This is a genomic window from Sphingomonas sp. Ag1, from assembly GCF_000980895.1.
GTDB lineage: Bacteria > Pseudomonadota > Alphaproteobacteria > Sphingomonadales > Sphingomonadaceae > Sphingomonas > Sphingomonas panaciterrae.
In genome coordinates this window covers 1,023,359-1,048,853 of sequence record NZ_LAZX01000094.1, presented here as the reverse complement: position 1 = coordinate 1,048,853, position 25,495 = coordinate 1,023,359, and the positions used below count along the sequence as shown (strand labels likewise).

The 25,495-nt window shown below is 67.3% G+C and carries 23 protein-coding genes; 7 read left to right on the top strand and 16 right to left on the bottom strand.

Annotated elements, in window-relative coordinates; all coding sequences use genetic code 11:
• Positions 1–5 precede the first annotated feature (5 nt).
• Both XM50_RS17920 and XM50_RS17915 read left to right on the top strand, forming a co-directional pair.
• Positions 6–707, top strand: a complete 702-nt coding sequence (locus XM50_RS17920; RefSeq protein WP_046411362.1) for an SDR family NAD(P)-dependent oxidoreductase — start codon at positions 6–8, stop codon at positions 705–707.
• Between the two features lie 16 nt (positions 708–723).
• On the top strand, positions 724–1,668 hold the full coding sequence (locus XM50_RS17915; protein ID WP_046411953.1) for a 50S ribosomal protein L11 methyltransferase: 945 nt from the start codon (positions 724–726) through the stop codon (positions 1,666–1,668).
• 33 nt (positions 1,669–1,701) lie between these two features.
• Here the strand turns inward: XM50_RS17915 and XM50_RS17910 are convergent, their stop codons facing one another.
• Entirely contained in the window at positions 1,702–3,216 is a 1,515-nt protein-coding gene (locus XM50_RS17910) for an acetyl-CoA hydrolase/transferase family protein (RefSeq protein WP_231622016.1), read from the bottom strand.
• A gap of 109 nt (positions 3,217–3,325) precedes the next feature.
• Here XM50_RS17910 and XM50_RS17905 point away from each other — a divergent pair, with 109 nt between their 5' ends.
• Positions 3,326–4,201: a LysR family transcriptional regulator gene (locus XM50_RS17905; protein ID WP_046411359.1), complete on the top strand. Its 876-nt coding sequence runs from the start codon at positions 3,326–3,328 to the stop codon at positions 4,199–4,201.
• Here the strand turns inward: XM50_RS17905 and phhA are convergent.
• The 4 genes from phhA to XM50_RS17885 form a co-directional block, all read right to left on the bottom strand.
• A complete protein-coding gene (gene phhA / locus XM50_RS17900) occupies positions 4,171–5,043 on the bottom strand; it encodes a phenylalanine 4-monooxygenase (protein WP_046411358.1) in 873 nt (290 codons plus the stop codon). The genes XM50_RS17905 and phhA overlap by 31 nt on opposite strands.
• 132 nt (positions 5,044–5,175) lie before the next feature.
• On the bottom strand, positions 5,176–6,231 hold the full coding sequence (locus tag XM50_RS17895) for a ribonucleotide-diphosphate reductase subunit beta (RefSeq protein WP_046411357.1): 1,056 nt from the start codon (positions 6,229–6,231) through the stop codon (positions 5,176–5,178).
• 65 nt (positions 6,232–6,296) lie between these two features.
• Positions 6,297–6,497: a hypothetical protein gene (locus XM50_RS17890; RefSeq protein WP_046411355.1), complete on the bottom strand. Its 201-nt coding sequence runs from the start codon at positions 6,495–6,497 to the stop codon at positions 6,297–6,299.
• Positions 6,494–6,790, bottom strand: coding sequence for a hypothetical protein (locus XM50_RS17885; RefSeq protein ID WP_046411950.1), 297 nt, complete (start codon positions 6,788–6,790; stop codon positions 6,494–6,496). Before XM50_RS17885 ends, XM50_RS17890 begins: the two co-directional genes overlap by 4 nt.
• 71 nt (positions 6,791–6,861) lie before the next feature.
• Here XM50_RS17885 and XM50_RS17880 point away from each other — a divergent pair, with 71 nt between their 5' ends.
• The gene (locus tag XM50_RS17880; RefSeq protein WP_046411353.1) at positions 6,862–7,113 is read left to right on the top strand and encodes a DUF2171 domain-containing protein; all 252 of its coding nucleotides are present in this window, start codon (positions 6,862–6,864) and stop codon (positions 7,111–7,113) included.
• A 1,591-nt stretch (positions 7,114–8,704) separates the two neighbouring features.
• Here the strand turns inward: XM50_RS17880 and XM50_RS17875 are convergent.
• The 3 genes from XM50_RS17875 to XM50_RS17865 are packed head-to-tail and all read right to left on the bottom strand — an operon-like array spanning position 8,705 to position 12,543.
• Positions 8,705–10,984 (bottom strand): xanthine dehydrogenase family protein molybdopterin-binding subunit, encoded by a 2,280-nt coding sequence (locus XM50_RS17875; RefSeq protein ID WP_046411351.1) that lies wholly within the window; start codon positions 10,982–10,984, stop codon positions 8,705–8,707.
• Between the two features lie 12 nt (positions 10,985–10,996).
• Positions 10,997–12,013 (bottom strand): FAD binding domain-containing protein, encoded by a 1,017-nt coding sequence (locus XM50_RS17870; protein WP_046411349.1) that lies wholly within the window; start codon positions 12,011–12,013, stop codon positions 10,997–10,999.
• Complete coding sequence (locus XM50_RS17865) at positions 12,010–12,543, bottom strand: (2Fe-2S)-binding protein (RefSeq protein WP_052742646.1); 534 nt, start codon at positions 12,541–12,543, stop codon at positions 12,010–12,012. Before XM50_RS17865 ends, XM50_RS17870 begins: the two co-directional genes overlap by 4 nt.
• 171 nt (positions 12,544–12,714) lie before the next feature.
• Here XM50_RS17865 and XM50_RS17860 point away from each other — a divergent pair, with 171 nt between their 5' ends.
• On the top strand, positions 12,715–12,927 hold the full coding sequence (locus XM50_RS17860; RefSeq protein ID WP_046411946.1) for a DUF2945 domain-containing protein: 213 nt from the start codon (positions 12,715–12,717) through the stop codon (positions 12,925–12,927).
• A gap of 24 nt (positions 12,928–12,951) precedes the next feature.
• Here the strand turns inward: XM50_RS17860 and XM50_RS17855 are convergent, their stop codons facing one another.
• Both XM50_RS17855 and XM50_RS17850 read right to left on the bottom strand, forming a co-directional pair.
• Positions 12,952–14,265 carry a YihY/virulence factor BrkB family protein gene (locus XM50_RS17855; RefSeq protein WP_082103279.1) on the bottom strand — a complete coding sequence of 438 codons (1,314 nt, stop codon included), beginning with the start codon at positions 14,263–14,265 and terminating at the stop codon, positions 12,952–12,954.
• Between the two features lie 18 nt (positions 14,266–14,283).
• Positions 14,284–14,508, bottom strand: a complete 225-nt coding sequence (locus XM50_RS17850; RefSeq protein WP_046411348.1) for a hypothetical protein — start codon at positions 14,506–14,508, stop codon at positions 14,284–14,286.
• Positions 14,509–14,538: 30 nt separating this feature from the next.
• Here XM50_RS17850 and XM50_RS17845 point away from each other — a divergent pair, with 30 nt between their 5' ends.
• Complete coding sequence (locus XM50_RS17845) at positions 14,539–15,741, top strand: MFS transporter (protein WP_046411346.1); 1,203 nt, start codon at positions 14,539–14,541, stop codon at positions 15,739–15,741.
• Positions 15,742–15,768: 27 nt separating this feature from the next.
• Here XM50_RS17845 and XM50_RS17840 read toward each other — a convergent pair whose 3' ends face one another.
• A complete protein-coding gene (locus tag XM50_RS17840; protein ID WP_231622015.1) occupies positions 15,769–18,924 on the bottom strand; it encodes a TRCF domain-containing protein in 3,156 nt (1,051 codons plus the stop codon).
• A gap of 248 nt (positions 18,925–19,172) precedes the next feature.
• Between XM50_RS17840 and XM50_RS17835 the strand changes: the two genes are divergently transcribed.
• Complete coding sequence (locus XM50_RS17835) at positions 19,173–19,514, top strand: SWIB/MDM2 domain-containing protein (protein WP_082103179.1); 342 nt, start codon at positions 19,173–19,175, stop codon at positions 19,512–19,514.
• A gap of 54 nt (positions 19,515–19,568) precedes the next feature.
• Here the strand turns inward: XM50_RS17835 and XM50_RS17830 are convergent, their stop codons facing one another.
• The 5 genes from XM50_RS17830 to XM50_RS17810 all read right to left on the bottom strand — a co-directional run bounded on the left by XM50_RS17830 (position 19,569) and on the right by XM50_RS17810 (position 25,456).
• Positions 19,569–22,484, bottom strand: a complete 2,916-nt coding sequence (locus tag XM50_RS17830) for a PAS domain-containing protein (protein WP_046411344.1) — start codon at positions 22,482–22,484, stop codon at positions 19,569–19,571.
• An 81-nt stretch (positions 22,485–22,565) separates the two neighbouring features.
• Positions 22,566–23,042: an OsmC family protein gene (locus XM50_RS17825; RefSeq protein ID WP_046411941.1), complete on the bottom strand. Its 477-nt coding sequence runs from the start codon at positions 23,040–23,042 to the stop codon at positions 22,566–22,568.
• 81 nt (positions 23,043–23,123) lie between these two features.
• The gene (locus tag XM50_RS17820; protein WP_046411939.1) at positions 23,124–23,444 is read right to left on the bottom strand and encodes a DMT family transporter; all 321 of its coding nucleotides are present in this window, start codon (positions 23,442–23,444) and stop codon (positions 23,124–23,126) included.
• Between the two features lie 171 nt (positions 23,445–23,615).
• Positions 23,616–24,263: a TetR family transcriptional regulator gene (locus XM50_RS17815; protein WP_082103178.1), complete on the bottom strand. Its 648-nt coding sequence runs from the start codon at positions 24,261–24,263 to the stop codon at positions 23,616–23,618.
• 29 nt (positions 24,264–24,292) lie between these two features.
• On the bottom strand, positions 24,293–25,456 hold the full coding sequence (locus tag XM50_RS17810; RefSeq protein ID WP_046411936.1) for a CaiB/BaiF CoA transferase family protein: 1,164 nt from the start codon (positions 25,454–25,456) through the stop codon (positions 24,293–24,295).
• Positions 25,457–25,495 lie beyond the last annotated feature (39 nt).

Here is a 25,495-nt window from a genome sequence, read left to right as displayed (position 1 = left end):
GCGGCATGACCAATGTTCTTCTTACGGGTGCTTCGCGCGGCATCGGGGCTGCTGCCCGCAGCGCATTGTCCGGCAGCGCGACGGTTCTGGGGCAGGCGACGCGCGACGCGGACGGCCTGATTGCCGCCGATCTGGACACGCCGGGTGCTGCCGCAGCCTTGTGGGCGGAAACGATCGAGCGTCTGGGGCATGTCGATGTGCTCATCAACAATGCTGGCGTGTTCGAGGCCAATCCACTCGACAGCGCGGATGACGAATGGCTTGCCGGGTGGGAGCGCACGATGCGCATCAACCTGACCGGCGCGGCGCAATTGTGCCGCCTCGCGGTGCGTCACTGGCACGAGCGCGGTGTCGGCGGGCGGATCGTCAATGTCGCCAGTCGCGCCGCCTATCGCGGCGACAGCCCGGCGCACTGGCATTACGCCGCGTCAAAGGCCGGCATGGTGGCGATGACGAAGACGATCGCGCGCGCCTATGCAAAGGACGGCATCCTGGCGTTCGCCATCTGCCCCGGCTTTACCATGACGGGCATGGCGGATGATTATCTCGCCAGCCGCGGGGGCGACAAATTGCTGGCGGACATTCCGCTCGGCCGGGTCGCCATGCCTGATGAAGTGGGCGAGATGATCCGCTGGCTCGCGCTTGATGCGCCCGAGTCGATGACGGGCGCGGTTCTGGACGTGAACGGGGCCAGCTATGTCCGCTGAGGAGGCAAATGCGTCCATGAGCGGCGCGGTCGACAGCTGGCGCGTGTCGCTGCCATGCACGCGCGCGGAAGCCGAGGCGATCGACGCGGCGGATGACCTCGTGATCGACGCCGTCCTGATGACCACCGAGGAGGTGGAGGACGATCGCGAGCGGTGGCGGCTGGACGCTTATATGGAGCGCGAGCCGGACGCGGCGGCGCTGGCGGCGATTTGCGCGCTCGTGCCCAGCGCGTCGGGCACGGCGCCAACCGTCACTGCCCTCGCCGAACAGGATTGGGTGGCGCTGTCGCAGGAGGGGCTGGAGCCGATCCGCGAAGGACGGTTCGTCGTCCATACCAGCGCGCATCCCACGGCGGCGCCGGAGGGAGGATGCGCGCTGCTGATCGACGCTGGCCGCGCCTTCGGCACGGGGCACCATGCGACGACCAGCGGCTGCCTCGCGATGCTCGACGGGCTGGCGGAGAGGAGCTTCGCACGGATCATCGACGTGGGCACGGGTACCGGCGTGCTGGCCTTTGCCGCTGCTTTCCTGTGGCCGGACGCGACGATCGTCGCGACGGACATCGATCCGGCGGCGGTCGAGGTGACGCGTGCCAACGCCGCCGCGAACGGGATCGCGGATCTGGAACTGCTGGTAGCAGACGGCGCGCTGCACGACGCGATCACGGAACGCGGGCCGTATGACCTTGTGATCGCCAATATCCTGGCCGGGCCGCTGGTTTCGATGGCGCCGGAACTTGCGGCTATTGCGGCACCGGGAGCAGCCATCGTCCTCGCCGGGTTGCTGGAAACTCAGCGCGGGCAGGTCATCGAGGCCTTTGCCGCGTGCGGTTGTACGCTGGAGGCGGTCGACCGGCGGGGGGACTGGACGATCCTGCGGCTGGCCGCTGGCGCCACGCGCTTCGTCCCCGCAACGCCGCCCGATCCCAAGGGGCGGGACGGCTGGGCGCTGGACCTCTGACCGTCCTCGGTCTTGCGTGAAGATGCGGACGGGTCAGCCCGTCCGCATCGTTCCGTGCTCCATGAACCGCTGGTGCCATGACAGCGCCTCGCCCGGCAGCGAGGGGGCATGGCGGCCGTAGGCGCCGCGTAGCGCGCGCTCATAATAATCGCGCAGGCCGTCGCGATAATCGGGATGGGCGCAGCGTTCGATCACCAGCGCCGCGCGCTGCTTGGGCGGCAGGCCGCGCAGGTCGGCCAGGCCCTGCTCGGTCACGAGTACCGCGACATCCTGCATGATGTGATCGACGTGCGAGACCTGCGGTACGATAGCGGAGATCGCGCCGCCCTTCGCCGTCGAGGGCGTCATGAAGATCGAGATGAAGGCATTGCGCGCAAAGTCGCCGGAGCCGCCAATGCCGTTCTGGATGCGCGATCCCATCACACAGGTGGAATTGACGTTGCCGTAGATGTCCGCCTCGATCAGCCCGTTCATCGCCAGGCAGCCGAGACGACGGATCAGTTCGGGGTGATTGCTGATCTCCTGCGGACGCAGGATCATCTTGCTGCGATACCGCACCATCTCATCGTTGATCCGCTTCGCCGCGTCCGGGCTGAGCGAGAAGGCGGTGGCGGATGCCATGCGCAGGCGACCCGCGTCCATCAGGTCCAGCATGCCGTCCTGGATCACTTCGGTGTAGGCGGTCAGATCGTGGAACGGACCGTCCACCAGGCCGGTCAGGACAGCATTGGCAATGTTGCCGACGCCGGACTGGATCGGCAGCAAGGATGACGGCAGGCGTCCCTTGGTCACTTCATGCGCGAGGAACTCCAGCAGATGCTCCGCGATCGCCTTTGCCGAGGCGTCGGGCGGCGCGAAGGGGAGGTTGCGGTCGGGTGCGTCGGTCTCCACCACGGCCACGACCTTGTCCGGGTCGCAGCGCAGGTAAGGATCGCCGATGCGGTCGTCCGGGCGCAGCAGCGGGATCGGCACGCGGTTGGGCGGCAGCGCCGTGCCGTAATAGATGTCGTGCATCCCCTCCAGCGCCGGATTCTGCCAGCGGTTGACCTCAAGGATCACCGACTTGGCGCGATCGAGCCACGTCTTGTTGTTGCCGACTGAGGAGGAAGGGACGACGCTGCCGTCGGCGCGGATCGCCGTCACCTCGACGACCGCCACGTCGAGTTGGCCCAGAAACCCCTGCCAAGCCATCGGCGCGACCTGGCTCAGGTGCATGTCGAGATAGTCCATCTCGCCGCGATTGATGCGTTCACGCGCGATCGGATCCGAATTGTACGGCAGGCGAAGCTCGATCCCGTCGGCCTCTGCCAGCGCGCCATCCAGTTCGGGCCCAGTGGACGCGCCGGTCCACACCTTCACCCGCATCGGTCGCCCGGCGGCGTGTTCGGCAGAGATCCGCTTGGCGAGCGCGGTCGGCACTGCTTTTGGATAGCCGGAGCCGGTGAAGCCGCTCATGCCGACGGTGTCGCCCGCCTGTATGAACATCGCAGCGTCCTCCGCGGACATCACGCGGCTGCGCAAGGTGGGGTTGGCAATACGATCGATCACGTCTGGCTCCTCTCCGACCCCTCACGCGGGCCGTGCTGCCCTCATCATCTTAACGTTTGCGATAAACAATAGGTGCTTTCCGTGCAGCGCTTGAACTATATTCGTTCAAATGTCGGACCTGGTACGCACACTTCGCCTATTCCTGAACCTGCGTGACCAGGGCAGCTTTTCCGTCGTGGCCCGACAACAACGATTGAGCCACACGACGGTGGCACGCGCGATCGACGAACTGGAGGAGCGATTCGGCGTGCGGTTGTTTCACCGTTCGACCCGGCGGCTGCGCCTGACGCATGACGGCGAGCGGCTGGCCGAGCATGCGTTGCGGATCCTTGAGGATGTGGCCGCGGCGGAAGCGGATCTTGCCGGTGTCGTCGCGGCACAGGGTTTGGTACGTCTTGGTGTCACGACCGCGCTTGGCCTGCATTATGCGAGCAAGCTTGTCCGGCTGCGTGAAGCTCATCCGGGGCTGACGATCGAATTGATGGTGGCTGACTGGCGGGAGATGGCGGGCAATGAAGCGCTCGATCTCTGGCTGCGCGTCGGCGATGAGCCGGGCGGGAAGCGGCTGGGAGACGTGCCGCGCATGCTGGTTGCGGCGCCGGCGTATCTCGCGCCGCGCGGCAATCCAGAGGCGGCGGGCGATCTCGCCGCACACGATTGCCTCACCTATGGCTATGCGGCGCGGCCGGGCGGGTGGCCGATCGACGGCGCGACAGTTCGGCCGCGCGCCTGGCTGCGCGCGAACAGCAGCGAAGCGGTGCATCGGGCGGCGCTAAGCGGCCTCGGCATCGCGTTGCTGCCACACCTGCAGGTGGCTGAGGACCTTGCGGCAGGGCGGTTGGTGCCCGTGTTGCCGCAAGCAGTCATTCCGGCGATCCCGATCACGCTCATGACGGCGGCGCCGGCCGATCGCCTGCCGATCCGGGTGAAGGTGGTCGCCGATTTCCTGGCTGACTATTTTCCGGATGCGCGAGAGCGGGCGTAATCCTGCGTGCCGCGGGTGATCACTTCGTCGTCGCTGATGATCTGCGCGACGGGAATGTCCGGCTGTTCGCGCAGGCTGTCGTAGAGCGGTGCGAAATCGGTCTCGACGGTGACGCGCAGCAGTTCGTCAAAGCTGGGAATGACGAAGTAATTCTGCTGGAAATCGTCGATGCGATAGTCGGTGCGCATGACGCGTGCGAGATCGAAGCGCAGCCGATGCGGCGACGGATCATCGAGCGCGAAGCGACTTTCGGCATAGCTGGAGACAATGCCCGAGCCGTAGATCCGCAGCCCGTCCGGTTCCGCGATCAGGCCGAATTCGACCGTGTACCAGTACAGGCGCCCGAGATATTTCAGCGCGTCGTGCTGCATCGCCCGCTGACCGCCGCGACCATAGGCCGCGAGATAATCCGCGAATACCGGGTCCGCGAGCATCGGGACGTGGCCGAACACGTCGTGGAACACGTCGGGTTCCTGCAGATAATCCAGCTGATCCGGGCGGCGGATGAAATTGCCGGCGACGAAGCGGCGGTTGGCCATGTGATCGAAGAAAATCTCGTCCGGAACCAGGCCGGGCACGGCCACGACCTGCCAGCCGGTGAGCTTCATCAGCCGTTCGGACAGTTCCTCGAAATCGGGGATGCCGGGCTTCGAGAGTTTCAGGACATCCAGCCCGCGCAGCCATGCGTCCGACGCGCGGCCGGGCAGCAGCTTCGACTGGCGCGCGAAGAGCGTGTCCCAGGTGGCATGTTCCTCCGGCGTGTAGTGCGACCAGTTCTGCGGGACGGTCCAGTCCGAAGCAGCGCCCGGCGGTGGGGAGAGCACGGTGGAATGATCAGCCATCGGATCGACATAGCACAGGCCGGTCAGCCTGCAAGATGGTTGCATATGTAACCACCGCCCGGTTCGGTGGCAGTGGCGCCGTTTCGGTCCCACTGCCACCGTTTCCCTGCGCACCGCTGCCGGGCGGCGGTGTTACTCCGCCGCGACGCCGGCGCGGGAGAACATGTCGCCTTCCAGCGCCAGATCTTCGTTCGCCGCCGGCACGGACTTCGCTTTCTGCCGCTTGTCGAACGAATCCCAGACGTCGCTCCACTGGCCCTTGGTCGCTGCCTTGGAATATTCGGTCGCGCGGGTTTCGAAGAAGTTCGCATGCTCGACGCCGTTCAGCAGCGGGGTGAGCCAGGGGATCGGGTGTTCGTCGATCATGTAGATCGGCTTCAGCCCGAGCTGCCCCAGCCGCCAGTCGGCAATGTAGCGAATGTACTTCTTGATGTCCTTCGCGGTCATGCCGTTCACCGGGCCCATCTCGAAGGCGAGATCGATGAACGCATCCTCCAGCCGGATCGTCGTCTGGCACTGATCGGCGATATCGTCCTTCACCGCTTTGGTCAGGCAGTTGCGCTCCTTCACGAAGGCGTGGAACAGCTTGATGATGCCTTCGCAGTGGAGGCTTTCATCGCGCACCGACCAGCTGACGATCTGCCCCATGCCCTTCATCTTGTTGAAGCGCGGGAAGTTCATCAGCATCGCGAAGCTGGCGAAGAGCTGAACGCCCTCCGTGAAGCCGCCGAACATGGCGAGGGTGCGCGCAATATCCTCGTCATTGTCGACGCCGAACTGCTGCAGATAGTCGTGCTTGTCCTTCAACTCGGCATATTCGAGGAAGGCGCCATATTCGCTTTCCGGCATGCCGATCGTGTCGAGCAGGTGGCTGTACGCCGCGATATGCACCGTCTCCATGTTGCTGAACGCGGTCAGCATCATCTTGACCTCGGTCGGCTTGAACACGCGGCCGTACTTTTCGTGGTAGCAATCCTGCACCTCGACGTCCGCCTGGGTGAAGAAGCGGAAGATCTGGGTCAGCAGGTTGCGTTCGTGATCGGTCAGCTTCTGCGCCCAGTCACGACAATCCTCCCCCAGCGGCACTTCCTCAGGCAGCCAGTGGAGCTGCTGCTGACGCTTCCAGTACTCGAACGCCCAGGGGTATTCGAATGGCTTGTACTGCTTGGAGGCTTGGAGGAGGGGCATGGGTTACTCCGACCGGAAATTGTGAAAGTTCATAAAGATTGCGCGTGTGAGGGATAGATGGGGGGTCATGCCTCCATGCTCCACTGCCACATGGCGGTGGCGCTCATCGCGAGGACGGCGGCGCCGGCGAGGGCCATGATGCCGACCATGCGGAAGGCATAGACCTGACCGGCGGTGCGCGGACGGGCGAGGGCGACCAGCAGCGCCGTGCCGACGATCGCGAGCGCCAGCGCGACCGCATACATGACGGGGACCTGCCAATTCATCGCCGCACCCGACGCGTGACATGGACGGTACGCGTGCTGCGCGCGCCGACGCCGAGGAACACGATGCCGACGAAATAGCCGAAATCATACCAGCCGCCATTGTTGGGCACGGCATAGATGGCGACGTCCGGCATGAACAGGCTGAGCACCCAGGCGGCCGGGAAGATGAAGCCGTGCCACAGGCCGAGCAGGAAGCCGGGCGTATCGGGCGTGTGCGCCACCGCGGACGGCGCCTGCGTGGCGCAGCCCGCCAGGAACAGGGCAAGCGCGACAAGGGACCAGCGCGCGATCATGCCGCCACCCGCGCGATGCATCCAAAGCGGCGATCTGTCGTTGTGTTGCCGACCCCAAGAGGAGATCCACGATGCACGATCACAGCAACATCAAGGAGCATATGAAGGTCATCGGCGCGGACGGCGTTCACGTCGGTACGGTGGATCACGTCGACGGTGAGCGGATCAAGCTGACCAAGCAGGACAGCCCGGCCACGCAGGACGGGACCGGCGCCAAGCACCACTATCTGCCGGCGGGCCTGGTGGCGGCGATCGAAGGCGACACGGTTCGCCTGTCGGCGACCGCGCAGAACGCCGTGGACATGTTCGAAGAAGCGGAATGACGCTGTTCCCGCGCCACGGCGCGGGGCGAACCGGGCGCTGCCCCCGCGAGGCGTAGCGCCAGACGGGCGAGCGACGGCATGAAGAGGGGCGGTTCCGGGAGGCCGGAGGCGCCCCTTTCGATCGCTTGTTGTACGATCATGATGACCCGTGAAGGGCCGCGCTGCGACGCGTTGCAAAGCTGCCCTCCGGCCCATGATCTGATCCATCCGCCGCACGCCTCTTGCCGAACGGTACCGCGACTCTCATGATCCGTGAGCGAGCCCCGGATCGGACGGACTTGATACCGTTCTTCGCCCCGCAGTGCCACGGCTAAAATGCAATATCTGGTAATTGGCGCATCCTTGCAGCCCCACATCTAGACACGGACGCGCCGGGCGCCGCGTCGCGCCAAGCCGCCTGCCGATTCGTGATGTTCGCATAATGTTCCATGGGCGCTTCCTTGGGTCAAGCCGGCGCGCGTGCGCCTGCGTTGATCCCATCAGCGATGCCACGGCGTACGGGCCCTCGACGGCGGCTATCAAGGAACCGCTAGCATTAGCTTCGATTGCCATGATCGCATCTACACGTGCAGCTTCGAGAGCAGGAAGGCTGAGGCCGTGCGGAAGCTGGTGATAGCGCTCGGAGGTGTCGCATGAGCGGCATGACCCTCAACGATTGTTGACTGGAAGCCATTGACGCGAGCAAGGAACGCGTCGCCTTCCCCGAAAGCTATCCCAACAAGTCGATCAACAAGGGTAGTAAGACCAAATACGCCGACTGGTGTGACAAGCATAGCCTTCGCGTGGAAAGAGGGTCCGAAGAAGTGATTTCGTATCTGCGCCGCCGCTTGTCGACAGTCTCCTTGTCGACTTTAGCGTGCGTCCTGTAGGATATGCACCATACCGGCAGCACAGCCGCGCTTAGAAGGTGCGTATCTGACGGCCAAAGCGGCGGCTACAATAAGGGCAGGTAATCGGTAGGTTATCAGAGCCGTGAGGCCCATCCAGGGATGCCCCGACGAGGTGAATAGCTTCACCGTCTCTGTTTCACGCGATCGGGTGAACCGGTGTATGAGGTCGGGATAGTGGCGCCTCGTGAAAATATACAGGCAAACACCATCCCCGACCAAACAATGTCAGCGGCCACTTCCAGCCGCCACCCACAACGAAGCCCCGAAAGCCGTCACCCGGCCTCGGGGCTTTCCTTTGCTGCGCCTGCCGCGCCTTCACATAGATCTAAGTCAGCGACGGTAGATCATCCCTGTCCGACAATTGTGCTGCGCCCATTCGATAATCCTGATGGCGGACCATAAGAGCGATGCGCGCGACGGTCGTTTTGCGACGCGCGAGACCCATGGGGCGCTCGGCGGCGGCTACCAAAGGGCTGCTACCGTCATGATCGGCCAGAGGGTGGGGCTAAGCCGCGGCGACTGCCGCGCATAGCGGGAGTGCGAGCATATCCCCCGGCAGCGCCTGCGGCATGAGGCGAACACGCGCGACTGCCGCCCGGGGCGCTGCGGTCCAGCCGAGGATCATTCACGGTGATGGGCGGGATGTGGTCACGCGCGGGCAGGAGCGGGCCCGACGGATGGGTCAGGCCCGCTTGCCGTTGTCAGTCGGCGTCAGCGGCGAGCAATTTGTCGATCGTGATCGGGAGCGAGCGGATGCGCTTGCCGGTGGCGTGGTAGATGGCGTTGGCGATCGCCGCGGCGGTGCCGACGATGCCGATTTCGCCGAGGCCCTTCACGCCGAGCGGCGTCACCTCGGGATCGGGTTCGTCGACGAAGATCACGTCAATGTCATGGACGTCGGCATGGGCGGGCACGTGATATTCGGCGAGGTTGTGGTTCATCCACCGGCCGAGCTGGCGGTCGGCGAAGGTTTCCTCATGCAGCGCCATGCCGATCGCCATGACGACGCCGCCCAGGATCTGGCTGCGCGCGGTCTTGGGATTGATGATGCGTCCGGCGGCGACGGCGTTGACGACGCGGGTGACGCGGACCTGGTTGAGTTCCTCGTCCACGCGCACCTCGCAGAAGATCGCGCTGTGCGTGTTGCGTGACTTGCGCGCCATCGAGATCATGTCGCCGACCCCCGGAGTCGCGGTTTCCTCGACCTCGATGGAGGGGAGGCCAGCGGCGCGCATGATCTCCGTAAAGGGCATGGCGGCGCTGCCGTCGCGCAGGCGAAGCTCGCCGTCGGCGCAGGTCACGTCATCGAAGGAGGCGTGGGCGAAGGGGCTGTCCTTCAGCTTGTGCGCCGCCTTGAACAATTGCTTCGCCACGGCCTCGCACGCCAGCTGGACGGCGGCACCGGTCGAGGCCGCGGCCCACGAGCCGCCCTGGACGGGGGCGGTCGGCAGGTCGCTGTCGCCGAGCCGGGCGGTGATCCGCTCCGGCGGCAGGCCCAGCGTGTCGGCGGCGACCTGCGCCATGACGGTATAGGTGCCGGTGCCGATGTCCGACGTGGCGCTTGCGACCTCGAGATCGCCGTTGGCGCTCAGTTTTGCCGAGGCGGCGGTCTTGGAGAATTGCGCGTCCCACATGCCGGTCGCGACGCCCCAGCCGATCAGTTCGCGCCCGTCGCGCATCGAGCGGGGCTCTGGCGAACGGCGTTCCCAGCCGAACCGTGCCGCGCCCTCGCGATAGGCCTCGCGCAGCGCCTTCGACGTGAAGGGCGTGCGGTTCATATTGTCGATGTCGGAATAGTTGAGCAGGCGGAATTCGAGCGGATCAACCTTCGCGCGATAGGCCATTTCGTCCACCGCGATCTCGAACAGGGTCATGCCGGTCGCCGCGCCCGGCGCGCGCATGTCGGCGGAGGTATAGGTGTCGCGCGGGGCGATCGTATATTCGCCGTGGATGTTGGGGCTGGCGTAATTCATCATGCCCCAGGTCACGATATCCTCCATGTTGCTTTCAAAGCGCGAGGTGGAGGTGGTGGCGTCGCCGAGCACGGCGCTGAGCTTGCCATCGGCATCGGTGCCGAGCCGGATCGAATAGGTGCATTCGGGGCGATGCGCGTGGGTGAACATCTGCGCGCGCGTCATGACCACGCGAACCGATCGTTCGAGGTGGATCGCGGCCATGGTGGCGAGCTGCACCTGCCATTGCGGGCGCAGGCCGGAGCCGAAGCCGCCGCCGACATAAGCGTTGACGACGCGGACGTTCTTCTTGCCGAGGCCGAAGGCGCTGGCGAGATAGGCCTGGACGCCCTGCGAGCCTTGCGTCTTGTCATAGACGGTGATCGTGCCGTCACCGTGCCATTCGACCGTCGAGGCGTGCATCTCCATCGGATTGTGATGCTCGGTCGCGAGATGATAGGTCGCGGCGTGCTTCAGCGGGGCGGCATCATAGGCGGCCTGCGCGTCGCCATGGTTCTTGGGCGGGTGGAAGGAATTGCGCCGGCGCAGCGGGAGCGGGAGGAATTTCTCCGCCAGCGAGGCCTCGAAATCCACGTTGTGCGCCTGTTCCTCGTAGGAGACGTCGACGAGGCTGGCGGCATATCGCGCCGCCTCGAAGCTTTCCGCGACGACCACGGCGATCGGCTGGCCGGCGAAGAGGATTTCGGCATCGTGCAGCGCCTTGAACGGGTCGCCCGGAATGGCGAGTTCATCCTTCCAGTTGCGGTCGAGCCATGCCTGTCTGGGGCGGTTATTGTGGGTGATGATGTCGACCACGCCGGGGACGGCGCGTGCCGCCTCCTCGTCGATCGCGGTGATCCGCCCCTTGGCGATGCGCGACGAGACGGCAACGCCGTAGAGCAGGCCGGGGACGTGATATTCGGCTGCATATTTGGCCGTGCCGGTCACCTTGGCGAGGCCGTCGACGCGCGACAGGGCGGTGCCGATGCCGACCGGGGCGGCGGGAGCGGGGGATGCGTTGCTGGTCATCGTATCGGCTCCTCAGGCGATGCGCTTGTCGATCTGCGACTGCGGCGTGCCGGCCGCGGCCTGGGCGAGCGCGCGCATGATCGCACGGCGGGCGAGATCGATCTTGAAGTCATTGTCGCCCTGGCCGCGGGCGCCGGCGAGCAATGCGCGGGCTGCGGTGTCGAACGCCTTTTCGCCCGGCGGCTCATTGCGGATCGCCTCTTCCGCCTCGCGCCGGCGCCAGGGCTTGTGCGCGACGCCGCCGAGCGCGATGCGCACGTCGCCGATGCGGCCATTGTCCTCCAGCCGCATCGCCACCGCGACCGAGACGAGCGCAAAGGCGTAGGACAGGCGATCGCGCAGCTTGAGGTAGGTGTAATTGTGCGTGAAGCGCTCGGCCGGAAGGTCGATCGCAGTCACCAGTTCGCCGGGGCGTAGCGTGTTGTCGCGCCACGGCTCATCGTCGGGCAGGCGGTGGTAGTCGGCGAAGGGGATGGTGCGGCTGCCGTCGGGGCCGGTCACCTGTACCTGCGCCTCCAGCGCGGCGAGCGCGACGCACATGTCGGAGGGGTGGGTGGCGATGCACTGCGGGCTGGCGCCGAGGATCGCGTGGATCCGGTTCACCCCGCCAATCGCGCCGCAGCCCTCGCCGGGGTTGCGTTTGTTGCAGGGCGTGTCGACGTCGTAGAAATAATAGCAGCGGGTGCGCTGGTTGAGGTTGCCGCCATTGGTGGCGGCGTTGCGCAACTGCGGCGAGGCGCCGGCGAGGATCGCGGAGGACAGCAGGGGATAATGCTGTCGCACGCGCAGGTCGTAGGCGGTGTCGGCATTGGTGACGAGCGCGCCGAGGCGCAGGCCGCCGTCCTCCCGTTCCTCGATCTGATCCAGCGGCAGGCGATTGATGTCGATGACGTGGAGCGGCCGGGCGACATTCTCCTTCATCAGATCGACGAGGTTGGTGCCGCCGGCGAGGAACGCGGCGTGCTGGTCCCCCGCGGCGCGCACCGCCTCCGCGACCGCCGTGGGCCGGGCATAGTCGAAGCGGATCATGCCTGCTTCTCCTGCCCGAGCACGTCGAGCACCGCGTCGGCGATGTTGGTGTAGGCGCCGCAGCGGCAGATGTTGCCGCTCATCAATTCGCGCACATCGTCGCGGCTGCGCGCCTGCCCTTCGTTGATGAGGCCCTGCGCCGAACAGATCTGGCCCGGGGTGCAATAGCCGCACTGGAAGGCGTCCCGCTCGATAAAGGCGGCCTGCAGCGGGTGGAGGCTGTCGGCGCTGCCCATGCCCTCGATCGTGGTGATCTCGCTGCCGTCGAGGGTGACGGCGAGCTTGAGGCAGGAATTGATCCGTTTGCCGTCGACCAGCATGGTGCAGGCGCCGCACTGGCCGTGGTCGCAGCCCTTTTTGGAGCCGGTCAGGGCGAGCGTTTCGCGCACCAGATCGAGCAGCGTCGTCCAGGGTTCGACCGCCAGATCATGCGGCGTGCCGTTGATCGTCAGGTGGATCGAGACGGTGCCGATCGGCCGGGCGGCGACCTTTCGGGCGATGGTGCGGTCCAATGTCGCGGTTTGATCCATGGTCGACGCACTCCTCGATCGGGCAAAGGGGGCGGGCGCCCCGGTCGCAGGGGAGAACCTTTGGTCAGGCATTCGGTTCACGGCCTTTGAAAACGGCGCAGCGCCCGCACGCATGCGGGAGACGGATGCCGGGCGGCGCGTTTGCCGCTCATCACTGCCAAGGAGCGGCGCATGACCGACAAGACCTTCACGTCCGGCGATCACGTGAAATGGGACACGCCGCAGGGCGAGACGCACGGCAAGGTCGTGCGCAAGGAGACATCGACCGCCAAAGCCGGTGGGCATGTCGCCAAGGCGACCAAAAAGGACCCGCAATATCGCGTGAAGAGCGACAAGTCGGGCAAGGAGGCGATCCACAAGCCCGAGGAATTGCGCAAGGCCTGAGCCCGGCGGGATCAGCCGGCGGGGTCAGCGTCGTGCGCTGCCCCGCGCGGCCGGCTTTGCCTTGGGTCGCGTGATCCAGCGCAACCCGCCCGACGTGGCGAGAAGCGTGACGCCCAGTGCCGCCTTGTCACGCCGCCCGATCAGCGCGAGGCCGCAAGTGGCAAGCGCGGTGGGGAGAAGACCGGCCTTTCCAACCCGCGCGATGCGCAAGGCGCGATTGGTGCCCTCCGCCGCGAGGAGGCTCTGGCGCATCCCCGGCGCGGGTGGGGCGGCGCGGGCCGGCTTCGCTGCGGCGGAAGGGGGCGCGGGCTGCTGGTGGGCGGCGAGCCCGGGGGCGGATTGCGCCTCCGGCCCCTCGGCCACCGTATCGGCAGCGAACGCGCCGCGGCTGCCGAGCGGCTGTTCCGGGCCAGTGGTGGTGTCGCGCGCCGTCTGGCGTTCAAGCTCGCAATTGAACTCCGCGCCGAGCAGCAGGACATAGGCCGACAGATACAGCCAGGTGAGCGTCACCACCGCGGCGCCGAGCGAGCCATAGGTTGCGTCATAGCTGCCGAAATTCGCGACATAGATGCCAAAGCCAAAGGTCATCAGCACCCAGCACAAGGCGGCGAGGACCGAGCCCGGTGTGAGCCAGACCCAGCGCGCGTGGCTGCGGTTGGGCGCGAACCGATACAGGCTGGCGGCGGCTGCCGAGCCGACCACCGCCATCAGCAGATAGGGTATCAGCCGTGCGAGGAAGGCGAGCGGGGCGGGAAGCTCGGGAAATAGCGTCTCGACAGCCGCCATGGCGGTGATCGAGAAGATGGCGAGCACCGCGACCAGCACGGCGCAGGCAGTGATGCCGAGCGCCACGAGGTTGAGGTGGATGAAGCCGCGCGTCTCCTCCTCATCATAAGCGACGTTGAGCGCGGTGATGATCGCGGTCGCGCCCTTCATGGCGCCGTAGAGCGCGATCGCCAGCGCGATGAGGAGGCCAAAGCCCTTTTTCCCGTCCGACGTGCTGACGATATTGGCAAGCTGCTCGCCGATCAGCCGGGCAGCCTCGGCCGGCATGACCGAGGTGAGCGAGCGGACATTGGCGAGCACAGTGTCGGGGGTCGCGATCAGACCGTAACTGAGCACCACCGCGCCCAGCATCGGCACCATGGCGAGGATGGCGCAGAAGGCGACGCCCGACGCGATCAGGCTGATATTGTCCTGCCCGGATTCCTTCCAGCTGCGCAGCGCAACGTCTTTCCAGCCGCCCGCGGGGATCGCCCAGGGACGCGTTGCTGCATGTCCGTGATCCTGTCCGGTCGGCTGCCGGTGCCCATCCCCATCGATCGTCGCCTGCGTCATCAATCCCATCCCTGTGTGTCAGACGAACCGGTTGGACAGGCGAGCGTTCCACAGGCGCGGGGAATTGCCGAGGCGGCTTGAGCCATGGCGATCCGGCAGGCGGCGTTGATTTTGCAGTGCAGCATGACGATAATCGGGCGGCAGACGCACGGTGAAGTGCCCGACGCCTGGCGAAGCCCGGCCAACATCCCCATCGGAGAACAGCATGCAGCCGCCGTCACGGGCCCGCGTGTCCATTGCCATTTGCCATTGCGCCGCGTGCGGGGCCTGAGGATGTCGCATCCTGCCAATGCCGCCGCCGGGCATCACGTCAACGTTCCCATGGCGTTGCTGGCGCTCGCGATGGGCGGCTTCGCAATCGGCACCACCGAATTCGCCTCGATGAGCCTGCTGCCGCAGCTCGCCGGCGGGCTGGGGATCGACGAGCCGACGGCGGGGCATGTCATCAGCACATATGCGCTGGGCGTTGTCGTCGGTGCGCCGCTGCTGGCGGTGCTGGGCGCGCGCATGGCGCGGCGTACCTTGCTGATCGCGCTGATGAGCTTCTTCGCGCTGGCCAACGGGCTGTCGGCGCTGGCGCCCGACCTTGGCTGGATGCTGGTGTTCCGTTTCCTCAGCGGATTGCCGCATGGCGCCTTTTTCGGGGTCGGCGCGCTGGTCGCTGCCGGCATGGTGCCGCACGAGCGGCGCAGCCAGGCGATATCGCGCATGATGCTGGGGCTGACGCTGGCGACCGTCGCTGGCGTGCCCTTCGCCAATGTAGTCGGTCAGGCGCTCGGCTGGCGCTGGGGCTTCGGCATCGTCGCGCTGCTGGCGGTGGCGACCGCGGTGATGCTGTTCGCCTTTGCGCCGCGCACCCCGGCCGATCGTACGGCCAATCCGATGCGGGAGCTGGGCGCGCTGCGCAACGGGCGGGTGTGGTTGACGCTCGCCACCGGGGCGATCGGCTTTGGCGGGTTGTTCTGCGTCTATACCTACCTTGCCTCCACCATGACCGCGGTCACGGGGGCGCCGGGGCTGATCCCGGTGGCGCTGGCGCTGTTTGGCGTCGGCATGACGCTGGGCACGATCCTGTGCGCCTGGGGCGCGGACCGCGCGCTGATGACCACCGCGGGGCTGACGCTGGCGTTCAGCGCCTTGTCGCTGTCGCTCTATCCGATGGCGGCGCAGCAGAGCTGGTCAATCTTGGGGGTGGTGGTGCTGATCGGCATGGGCGGCGGGCTGGGCAGCGTGCTCCAGACGCGGCTGATGGACGTGGCGGGCGAGGCGCAGATGCTGGCCGCCGCGCTCAACCACAGCGCGTTCAACGTCGCCAATGCGCTGGGGCCGTGGCTGGGCGGGATGGCGATCAGCGCGGGGCTTGGCTGGACCTCGACCGGGTGGGTCGGGATGGCGCTGGCGCTGGGCGGGCTGGCGATCTGGGCGGTGTCGCTGCTGCTCGACCGGCGGCGGCCGACGCGCGCCGCCGCCGCCTGATCGCCGGACCGGCCGCCTCGCCAGCGGTCAGGCGAGCAGGGCCGCCAGCCGCTCCAGCCGCTCGGCCGCATCCTCATGCGGCTCCTTGAGGAGGAGGCGGCCATCCTTTTCGACAAGGCCGTCGATCTCGCCCAGCGCGGGCGGTGCGTCGCGTCGGGGGGTGAGGGCGATGGCGGCTGGGCCAGCGTCGATCCGGGCGATGCCCAGTGCGCGAGCGCGCTCCCGCACCCGGGCAATCGACAGGAGCAGCGCCGCTTCCTCCGGCAATTCGCCGAAGCGGTCCTCCAACTCCGCCTCGAAGGCGTCGAGATCGGCATCGCTGCGCAGCCGGCCGAGGCGCGCGTAGAGCGAGATGCGCAGATCCTCGTCAGGGATCCACTCGGCAGGCAGGCGGCCGTCGATGCCGAGGCGAAGGTCCGGCGTCCATCGCTCCACCGTCTCGCCGCGCGCGGTGCGCAGCGCGTCCTCGAGCAACTGCTGGTAGAGTTCGACGCCGATCAGCCGCATGTGCCCGGCCTGCGTGTCGCCGAGCAGGTCGCCAGCGCCGCGCATGTCGAGATCGCGCGCGCTGATCGCGAAGCCAGCGCCAAGCCGGTCGAACGCCTCCAGCGTGCGCAGCCGCTTCAGCGTGCGCGGGGCGATCGCATCGTCAGCCTCGGTGAACAGCAGCACCTGACCGCGGCGGTGCCCGCGCCCGACGCGGCCGCGCAACTGGTGAAGCTGCGACAGGCCGAACCGGTCGGCGTGGATGATCGCCATGGTGTTGGCGCGCGGCACGTCCAGCCCGGCCTCGATGATGTTGGTGGCGAGCAGCACGTCGCCGTCGCCATGGCCGAAGCGGACCATCGTGTCGTCGATGTCGGCGGCCGGCATCTTGCCATGCGCGTGCAGGATCTCGAGCTCGGGAACGAGCGTGGCGAGCTTCTCCGCGAGCGGGGCCATGTCGGCGATGCGCGGGACCACGACGAAGCTCTGGCCGCCGCGCGCGCGCTCACGCAGCAGCGCGGCGCGCAATGTCTCGGGCGCGAAGGCGGAGACGGCGGTGCGGATCGGCTGGCGCCGCGCGGGGGGCGTCGCAATGACGGACAATTGCCGCAGGCCGACGAGCGCCGCCTGAAGCGTGCGCGGGATGGGGGTGGCGGACAGCGTCAGCACATGCCCGGCGGATAATGCCTGTAGCTTGTTCTTGTCGGCGGTGCCGAAACGCTGTTCCTCGTCGATAATGACGAGCGCGAGATCCTTGTAGGCGACGCCCTTGCCGGCGACCGCGCCGGTGCCGATGACGATATGGATACTGCCGTCGGCGAGCCCCGCCTTCACGCGGCGCTTGTCGGCCGCGCTGGTGAGGCGCGACAGGCCGGCGACGACCACGTCGGTGCCTTCGAACCGTGCCGTGAAGCTTTCGAGGTGCTGGCGCGCGAGAACGGTGGTGGGGGCGGCGATCGCCACCTGCTTGCCGGCGAGCGCGGCGAGCGCGGCGGCGCGCAACGCGACCTCCGTCTTGCCGAAGCCGACGTCGCCGATGACCAGCCGGTCCATCGGGCGGCCGGAGGAAAGGTCGTTGCGTACCGCCTCGATCGCGGCGAGCTGATCGGGTGTTTCGGAAAAGGGGAAGCCCGCGGCGAACCGCTCATAGGCGGCGACGGGGGGATCAAGCACGGGGGCGGTGCGGGTGGCGCGCTTCTCCGCGAGTTCGGTCAGCCCGCGCGCGGTTTCGGCGATGGCGGCCGCAATCTCTCCGCGGCGGTCGTGCCAGCTCTTTCCGTCGAGCGTGTCGAGCGTGACGGCGTCGTCCTCCGCGCCGTAGCGCCACAGGCGGTCAGCCTCCGCGACGGGAACGAGGCGGACGGCGTCCTTGGCGTAGATGAGCTTGATCGTGTCGCCGCCGACCCCCTCGCCGGCGGGCAGCGGCTCGATCCCGTCGACGACGCCGATGCCGTGATCCTCATGGATGACGGTGTCGCCGACGCGGATCTCGGCGCTGTGGACCAGCGACAGGTCGACGCGGTGCGCGCTGCCGTCCTCGCGCTCCGCCCGGCTGCCGATCAGGTCGGCGGCGGCGATGGCGAGCACGCCGTCGCGGCGGAAGCCCTGGTCGGCGGGGCCGGTGAGGGTCAGCAGGGTGCCCGGCGCGGCGGCGCCGACCCCGGCCCAATCCGCCACCGCCTCGGCCGTCAGCTTCAGCCGCTGTTCGATGCGGCGGGTGAGGAAACGAACGTCCCGCTCGCCACCGATGAGGACGACGCGCTCGCCGTCGGCAATGGCGGCCTGCGCGGCGCGGGCGAAGGCGGCGAGCGGCGCGCGCTGTTCGACGAAGCGGGCGGGGGGCTCGCCGGCGCGGTCGAGCGATGCAGCGTCGCGGGCGGCCAGCGCCTTCTGCCAGGCGGCATCGGCGATCATGTCGGCGGGAGCACGGCGGCTGCCGCGCTTGGCCGTATCCGCGCTGAGCAGCAGCAGGCGGCGGCGACGCTCGTCGGCCGCGGCGGTGACGACCACCAGCGCGCCGGGAAGGTGATCGAGCAGCGTCGTGCGATCGCCGTCGAGCGGCGGCTCCATCACGCGGCCGAGTTCGTGGCGTTCCATTTCGTCGGTGCTGCGCTGGTCCGCCGGGTCGTAGCCGCGGATGCCGGCGATCACGCCGTCGACGACCTCGATCCTGAGCGGCAGGTCGCTGTCGGCGGGAAAGACATCGAGCACCTGGCCGCGCAGCGCGACTTCGCCAGGCTCGTCGACGCGTTCGTCGGCGACATAGCCGAGCGACAGCAGGTCGTCGTGCAACTGCGCCAGATCGCATGGCTGACCCACGGCGACGGAAGGGGGCTCGGCGTCGAAGGCGGCAGGCGCCGGATAGGCGCGGGCGAGCGCCTCGCCCGACGTGATCAGCGCGATCCGGCCGGGCGCCTCCGCCTCCAGCGCGCGGCGTATGGCACGGAGCGCGGACACGCGCTGCCCGACATTGGCGGGGGAGGCAGGGGCATTGTCGCCGGGGAGCGCGTCACTGCCGGGGCAGAACATGGTGGTCGCATCCGGGACGAGCGCCGCGACCATCCGCGTCAACGCCAGCGCGCGAGTCTCGTCGGCGACGGCGACGATGACGTTCGCGTCGGCCAGAAGCTCCGCCACCGCCGCGCTCGCCTCCGCGATGCTGAGCGTCGGGGCGGGCACGTCGGCGCGCGGAGTCATTACGGCAATCTCCGCTTCGGATCGGGGGCGCATGCCGGGTGGTTGCATCCGCTGTAGTGAGGTTCACCGAACGGGCGGCGCGGCGCGGCGTTCCCGCGACCGCAGCGAGGATGCGCATCGTCCTGCCGCCCGCCAGCCACGCCGGGGCTGCCGCTCGCCAGCGACAGGGAACCATGAAGGGCGATGGCGCTTAAGGACGGTGGCTCCGCCGCCCAGTGCGCGGTGGGTGGCAGAGGAGGATGAATATCATGGCCCGTACGGCGGAAAAACGCGGCAAGGACGAAACCAAGGCGGCCGAGAAGAAGGTCAAGTCGACCGGGAAGTCGGCCGGCGGCGCGCGCGGCGGCATCACCGCGCCCGTGACCCCGTCCGCCGAACTGGCCGAGATCGTCGGCAAGACCGACCTGCCGCGCAGCGAAGTGGTCAGCAAGGTCTGGGACTATATCAAGAAGAATGACCTGCAGGACGCCAAGGACCGGCGGCAGATCAACGCCGACGACAAGCTGGAGAAGATCTTCGGCAAGAAATCGGCGAGCATGTTCGAGATGAACAAGCATCTCAGCAAGCATCTGACCGCCAAGAAGGATTGACGGCAATCCCGGCCGACGCGCGGCGATGCTGCCCGCGTGCGCGTCGGCGGGTGATCAGTCCATGATCTCGCGGATCCGCGCGGCGAGCGCATCCATCGCGAATGGCTTCGTCACCAGCGCCATGTTGGGCGCGAGCTGATCGCTGCCGATCACGGCATTTTCGGCATAGCCGGTGATGAACAACACCCTCAGCGTGGGCCGCAGGCTGAGCGCCGCGTCGGCGATCTGGCGCCCGTTCATGCCGCCGGGCAGCCCGACATCGGTGATCAGCAGGTCGATGCCCGGATGCGCCTGCAGGATGCGCATCGCGCTCTGGCCGTCGAACGCCTCCAGCACGTCATAGCCGAGATCCTCGGCCACCTCGACGACCAGCATGCGCACGGTGGGTTCGTCATCGACGACGAGGATGCAGCCGGCATCCGCCTGCGCATCCTGTTCCAGCATCGACGATCCGGTTCCGGCCTGCGCCGCCTCCACATCCGGCGCCTCCATATGGCGCGGCAGGTAGATGCACATCGTTGTGCCCGCGCCCAGTTCGGTGTCGATCCGGACATGGCCGCCCGACTGGCGCGCGAAACCGTAGATCATCGACAGGCCAAGGCCCGTTCCCTCGCCGATCGGCTTCGTGGTGAAGAAGGGGTCAAAAGCGCGTGACACGACATCGGGCGGCATGCCGGTGCCGGTATCCGTGACCGAAATGGACACATATTCGCCCGGCGCGAGATCACGCTCCCGTGCGTCACGATCGTCGAGGCGGCAATTGGCGGTCTCGATCGTGATACGCCCGCCGTCGGGCATGGCGTCCCGCGCATTGATGCACAGGTTGATGATCGCGTTTTCGAGCTGGTTCGGATCGACCAAGGTCGTCCACAGGCCGGTCTTGCCGGCGGTTTCAACCTCGACATGCGGGCCGACCGTGCGGCGGATCAGTTCCTCGACATCGAAGATCAGCCGGTTGACGTCGGTCGGGCGGGGATCGAGCGTCTGCCGGCGCGAAAAGGCGAGCAGCCGGTGGGTGAGCGCCGCGGCGCGGCGCACCGCACCCTGCGCGGCGACGGAATATTTCTCCAGCTCCGCAACCCGGCCCTGCGTGATGCGCACCTGCATCATCTCCAGCGCGCCCGAAATGCCGGTCAGCAGATTGTTGAAATCATGCGCCAGGCCGCCGGTGAGTTGGCCGACCGCCTCCATCTTCTGCGACTGGCGCAGCGCCTCCTCTGCGCGGTCACGCTCCGCCGTGGTCTCCTCGATCTCGTGCACGAGCCGCTGGTGTTCCTGCTCCAACAGGCGCTCGGTCGCCTTGCGCGCCGTCACGTCGAGGAGCGCGCCGACCATGCGGATCGGCGCGCCATCGCCGTCGCGGATCAGATAGCCGCGGTCGAGCACGTCGGCGTAGCTGCCATCCTGCCGCTGGAAGCGATATTCGTCCGACCAGTCGGTGCCCTGGCTGTCGATCACCAGATGGATGCTGGCATAGACCCGGGCGCGGTCGTCGGGATGAATGTGGTCCAGCCACCACTGGCTGGTCTCCTCCGTTTCTGACGGCGGGTGGCCGTAGACCGCGTGCAGCGCCTCGTTCCAGGTCACGTGATCGGTTCGCAGATCCCAGTCCCAGATCGCGTCGTTGGTCGCCCGGCTGGCGAGGCGCAGGCGTTCGCTCACCTCGCGCAGCGCGGCGGTCGCCTCGCGGTCGCGGGTCACGTCCTGCACCGTGCCGATGAGGCGGGTGGCAACGCCATTTTCGAAGAAGGCGAGGCCATGCGCGCTGACGTAGCGCAGCACGCCATCCTCGATGCCGATCGTGCGATATTCCGCCGCGAACCGGCCCGGCCCGGCGGGGTCGAGCGCGGCGTTCACCGCGGCGACCGCCCCCGCCAGATCATCCGGGTGGACGCCGGCCATGAAGGATCCGTCGTAGCTGACCGGGACGCCGGGCGAGAGGCCGAACAAGGCGCGGCAGCGATCATCCCATGTCAGGCGTCCTTCGCGCGGCCGATAATCATAGCGGCCGAGATCAGCGGCGGCGGCGGCGGCCTCCAGTTCCTCCCGGCTGCGTTCCAGCGCGCGTTCGGTGCGCTTGCGCAGGGTGAGGTCGGAAAAGAGCACCGCGACATGATGCTCCTCGGGCGCGTCGAGCGGGTAGGCGTTCACCATCAGCCAGCGCCCGTCGCGGGTCGTGGCGGGCAGTTCCACCTGCTCGGGAATGCCGGTCTTGGCGATCCGGCCGTATAGGTCGAACCAATGCTGTTCGTGATCGGGCGCGATGTCGCGCATCCAGCGGCCACGTGCATCGGCAATGCCGGTCTGCGCGGCGAACGCATCGTTCACCTCGAGAATGCAATAATCGCTGGCCCGGCCATCGGGATCGAAGCGCACCTTGATGACGCAAAAGCCGATGTCGATCGCGTTGAACAATTCGCGATAGCGTTGCTCGCTGGCGCGCAGCTGCCCCTCCGCACGCGCGCGGTCGAAGGCGTCACGCACGCGCAGCGCGACATCCTGCACCAGCGTCACCTCCTGCGCGGTCCAGGCGCGGGGCGAAGGCTCCTGCACATACACCACCGCGTCGAGCCTGCCGTAGCGAAGCAGCGGGAAGACGATCATCGCCTGGGCGCCACCGGGGACGTCACCCTCGGATTGCGGGTCGGCGGTGACTTCGGGAATGATCAGCGTCTCGCCAGCGCGCAGCAGCGCCAGCGACGGCGCACTGATCAGCTTCGCGCCCGGTATCCGGCCCATGAGTTCCGGGAGGGCGGGGGACCAGTCGGCCTCGATCTGAAGCGTCGCGCCGTCATCGCACACCGTCGCATAGCCGCAGCGGCCCACGCCCAGCTTCTGGCCCAGCGCGGCGAAGGCCGTCGCCACGATCTGCTGGGGATCGCTCAGGTCGTGCAACTGATCCAGCAGCCGAAGCTGGAATGTCTGTCGGTCGAGCAATTGCTCGCGGCTAAGCTCTTCTGATCGCGACATTCGGCGTAGGCCTATCGATGGACGGGCAGAGATACATGGTTTGTTCCGCAAAAAGCAATCGGGGTGCCCCGCAGGCAGCGGCTAGGTCGCGGGCGCCACTTCGATGACGGGCGTGTGGTGGATCGGGAAAGCGACAGACCGGGCGATGAAGCACATGGCATGGGCGCGTTCGTGCAGCGCGGCCGCCAGGGCCGGGTCCGAACTCGCGGTGATCGTCACGGTCGGGGAGAGCGTTACCGCGGTGAACTGCCCCGCGCCGTCCGGCTCCTCTTCCATGACCCCTTCCGCGCCATCGCGATAGGCGAGCACGGTGACCCCCGCCTGCGCGCACAGGCCAAGGTACCAGAGCTTGTGACAGGCGCAGATCGAGGCGAGCAGCAGCTCCTCCGGGTTCCAGCGTGTCGGATCGCCGCGAAAGGCGGGGTCGGAGGAGCCATGGATCGGCGGCTTGCCGGGCACAGTGATGCGATGATCGCGGCTGTAGCCAGCGATCGTCCGGGTGCCTTCCCCGCGATTGCCGGTCCATTCGACATCCAGCGCGTAGCGATGAACCTTCATCGGGGCCTCCAACCGTTCGCGATCGACGGGCGAGAGGATGAAGTCCCGCGCCGCCGCGATCAAGCGGCAGCCAGGCAGGTGTCAGGCGGGGGAGGACAATTTCATCAGGACAAGGCCGCCGACGATCATCGCGGCGGCCAGGATGCGCATCGGGCTGGCCTGTTCGCCGAGCAGCAGCACGCCCGCGACAAAGGCGCCAACCGCACCGATCCCGGTCCAGATCGAATAAGCGGTGCCAAGCGGCAGGGTGCGCATCGACAGCGACAACAGGCCGAAGCTGACGAACATGGTCGCGAAGGTGATCAGCGTCGGCTGCCATTTGGTGAAGCCGTCGGACTGCTTCATGAAGAAGCTCCAGACCACTTCGAGAATACCGGCAACAACAAGATAGATCCACGCCACAGCAGCCTCCATTCAGGACTGCCGGGCCGTCCCGGACTTGACACCCTTGGCGGGGCGGGAACGTGGTCGCCGCGGTGCGGCGTCTAGCGGCGCGGCGCCGACGGGTCAATCGCGGAGAGCTGGCCGTGACCTGCGCCCCGCGATCAACGCCCCGCGATCAACCCCCAGGGATCAGGCGCGAAGCCCGTTCAGGATCACGTCGAGCACCGCGGACGGGAAATCATGCGCGAACGCCTCGTCGCTGAGCTTGCCGTCCATGATCTCCGTAAAGGCGACGCGTGAGGAGAACAGATATTGGCAGGCGCCGACGATGATGAAGTAGAGCTTGTCCGGGTCGATCGGGCGGAACTGCCCGGCCGCCACGCCTTCCTCGATGATCCGCCGCTGCGCGTCGATCAGCGGGATCACGAAATTGGCCTTGATCTGGTCCGACCCCTCCGTGCGGGATTCGCGCAGCAGGTGGTTCAGGAGCCCGACGAGATAGGGGTAGCGGCTGTAGGTGCGCACGATGCCGGCGATGTGGATCTTCAGCTTCGCCAGCGGATCGATCGCCATCGCGTTCAGCCCGTCGAGCTGCGCCAGCGAGCGCGACGTGTCGCGTTCGACCAGCGCCACCAGCAGCCCCTCCTTGCTGCCGAAATAATATTTGACGAGCGGGGCGGTGACGCCGGCGCGCCGTGCAATGGCGTGGAGCGATACTTCCGGCGTGCCTAGTTCGATCATCAGGTCGCTGGCGGCCTGTAGCAACACCTCCCGCGCCGGTCCTTCGCTCCGCCCATTATGTGCCCCCGGGCTACTACTTTCGACCGCTTTCGCCATTCTGTCCCCTTGTTCGGCCTTTACGACCGTTATGCCGCCGTCTTGGCGGTCTCGATACCGAGTTCTTCCCGGATTGCATTGCCATCGGCATCCAGTGCAGGCGCGAGCCGCGCGGACGGGCGGTGGGATTCGAAATCGATCGGCGTGGCGGGGAGGCGGATCTCGCCCTGCGGCCCGGCGACGTCGACATAGCAGCCGGCGGCGAGCGCCTGCGGATCACGGGTGGCCTGCGCCACGCTCTGCACCGGCCCGAAGATCACCTTCTCCGCTTCCAGCGCGACCTGAACCTCGGGCCAGGTCATCGCGCCGAATGCCTCATCGAGAATGCCGACCAGCGCGGGCCCATTGCTGCGGCGATCGCGCACGCCGGTGAAGCGCGTGTCCTCCAGCAATTCCGGGCGGCCGATCGCGCGGGCGATGCGCGGCCAGTCGCCCGACCCCTGGCGTGGCACCATGACGAACCACTGGCCGTCCGCGGTCTTGAAGAAATTGTTGAGCGGATTGACCGCCTCCGGCCGCGACTTCGTCGAGGCGAGCTTGTTCATCTGAAGCTGGATCGCATGTTCGCAGGAGGCGGCGTAGATGCCCATGCGCAGCAGCGAGGTTTCCAGTTTCTGCCCCTCGCCCGTGCGCGCGCGGTGGAACAGCGCCCCCATGATCCCGGCGACCAGGCCCATTGCGGCCATGTGATCGCCGATGCCAGTGCGCAGTTGCGCCGGATCGCCGTTCTTCACCGTGGTAAGCGAGCAGAGGCCGGAGCGCGCCCAGAAGGCGGTGATGTCGAAGCCCGGCTTGTCCGCCTCAGCACCCTCGCTGCCATAGCCGGTGAAATTGGCGAAGATCAGGTCCGGCTTGATCGCCTTCAGCTGCTCCCAGCCGATGCCGAGCCGTTCCAGGCTGGCGGGGCGGGTGTTGGTGACGAAGACATCGGCGGTCGCGACGAGGCGGCGCAGCACCTCGGCATCCTCCGCATTCGTCAGGTCGAGCGCGATCGAGCGCTTGCCGCGATTGTCATTGTCGAACACGCGGTTTTCGGTGTTTTCGAGACCGATCGAGCCGAAGAACTGGCGGAAGGGATCGCCCGCTGGCGGCTCCACCTTGATGACCTCTGCGCCCCAGTCGGCCAGGATCCCGCATGCGCCTGGCGCTGCAACGTAGCTGGCCAGTTCGACCACCCGGATGCCCTGCAACATGATTTCCACTCCCGTCCTGCGCCCGGCTGTCGCCGATCG

Coding starts and splice junctions, on each gene's coding strand:
- XM50_RS17875 (WP_046411351.1), bottom strand. CDS start 10,984: ATGACCAGCAACGCATCCCCCGCTCCCGCCGCCCCGGTCGGCATCGGC.
- phhA (WP_046411358.1), bottom strand. CDS start 5,043: ATGGCTGATCATTCCACCGTGCTCTCCCCACCGCCGGGCGCTGCTTCG.
- XM50_RS17905 (WP_046411359.1), top strand. CDS start 3,326: ATGTCGGACCTGGTACGCACACTTCGCCTATTCCTGAACCTGCGTGAC.
- XM50_RS17810 (WP_046411936.1), bottom strand. CDS start 25,456: ATGTTGCAGGGCATCCGGGTGGTCGAACTGGCCAGCTACGTTGCAGCG.
- XM50_RS17915 (WP_046411953.1), top strand. CDS start 724: ATGAGCGGCGCGGTCGACAGCTGGCGCGTGTCGCTGCCATGCACGCGC.
- XM50_RS17890 (WP_046411355.1), bottom strand. CDS start 6,497: ATGAATTGGCAGGTCCCCGTCATGTATGCGGTCGCGCTGGCGCTCGCG.
- XM50_RS17855 (WP_082103279.1), bottom strand. CDS start 14,265: ATGACGCAGGCGACGATCGATGGGGATGGGCACCGGCAGCCGACCGGA.
- XM50_RS17880 (WP_046411353.1), top strand. CDS start 6,862: ATGCACGATCACAGCAACATCAAGGAGCATATGAAGGTCATCGGCGCG.
- XM50_RS17840 (WP_231622015.1), bottom strand. CDS start 18,924: ATGACTCCGCGCGCCGACGTGCCCGCCCCGACGCTCAGCATCGCGGAG.
- XM50_RS17830 (WP_046411344.1), bottom strand. CDS start 22,484: ATGTCGCGATCAGAAGAGCTTAGCCGCGAGCAATTGCTCGACCGACAG.
- XM50_RS17815 (WP_082103178.1), bottom strand. CDS start 24,263: ATGGCGAAAGCGGTCGAAAGTAGTAGCCCGGGGGCACATAATGGGCGG.
- XM50_RS17850 (WP_046411348.1), bottom strand. CDS start 14,508: ATGGCAATGGACACGCGGGCCCGTGACGGCGGCTGCATGCTGTTCTCC.
- XM50_RS17845 (WP_046411346.1), top strand. CDS start 14,539: ATGTCGCATCCTGCCAATGCCGCCGCCGGGCATCACGTCAACGTTCCC.
- XM50_RS17825 (WP_046411941.1), bottom strand. CDS start 23,042: ATGAAGGTTCATCGCTACGCGCTGGATGTCGAATGGACCGGCAATCGC.
- XM50_RS17835 (WP_082103179.1), top strand. CDS start 19,173: ATGGCCCGTACGGCGGAAAAACGCGGCAAGGACGAAACCAAGGCGGCC.
- XM50_RS17920 (WP_046411362.1), top strand. CDS start 6: ATGACCAATGTTCTTCTTACGGGTGCTTCGCGCGGCATCGGGGCTGCT.
- XM50_RS17885 (WP_046411950.1), bottom strand. CDS start 6,790: ATGATCGCGCGCTGGTCCCTTGTCGCGCTTGCCCTGTTCCTGGCGGGC.
- XM50_RS17870 (WP_046411349.1), bottom strand. CDS start 12,013: ATGATCCGCTTCGACTATGCCCGGCCCACGGCGGTCGCGGAGGCGGTG.
- XM50_RS17860 (WP_046411946.1), top strand. CDS start 12,715: ATGACCGACAAGACCTTCACGTCCGGCGATCACGTGAAATGGGACACG.
- XM50_RS17865 (WP_052742646.1), bottom strand. CDS start 12,543: ATGGATCAAACCGCGACATTGGACCGCACCATCGCCCGAAAGGTCGCC.
- XM50_RS17895 (WP_046411357.1), bottom strand. CDS start 6,231: ATGCCCCTCCTCCAAGCCTCCAAGCAGTACAAGCCATTCGAATACCCC.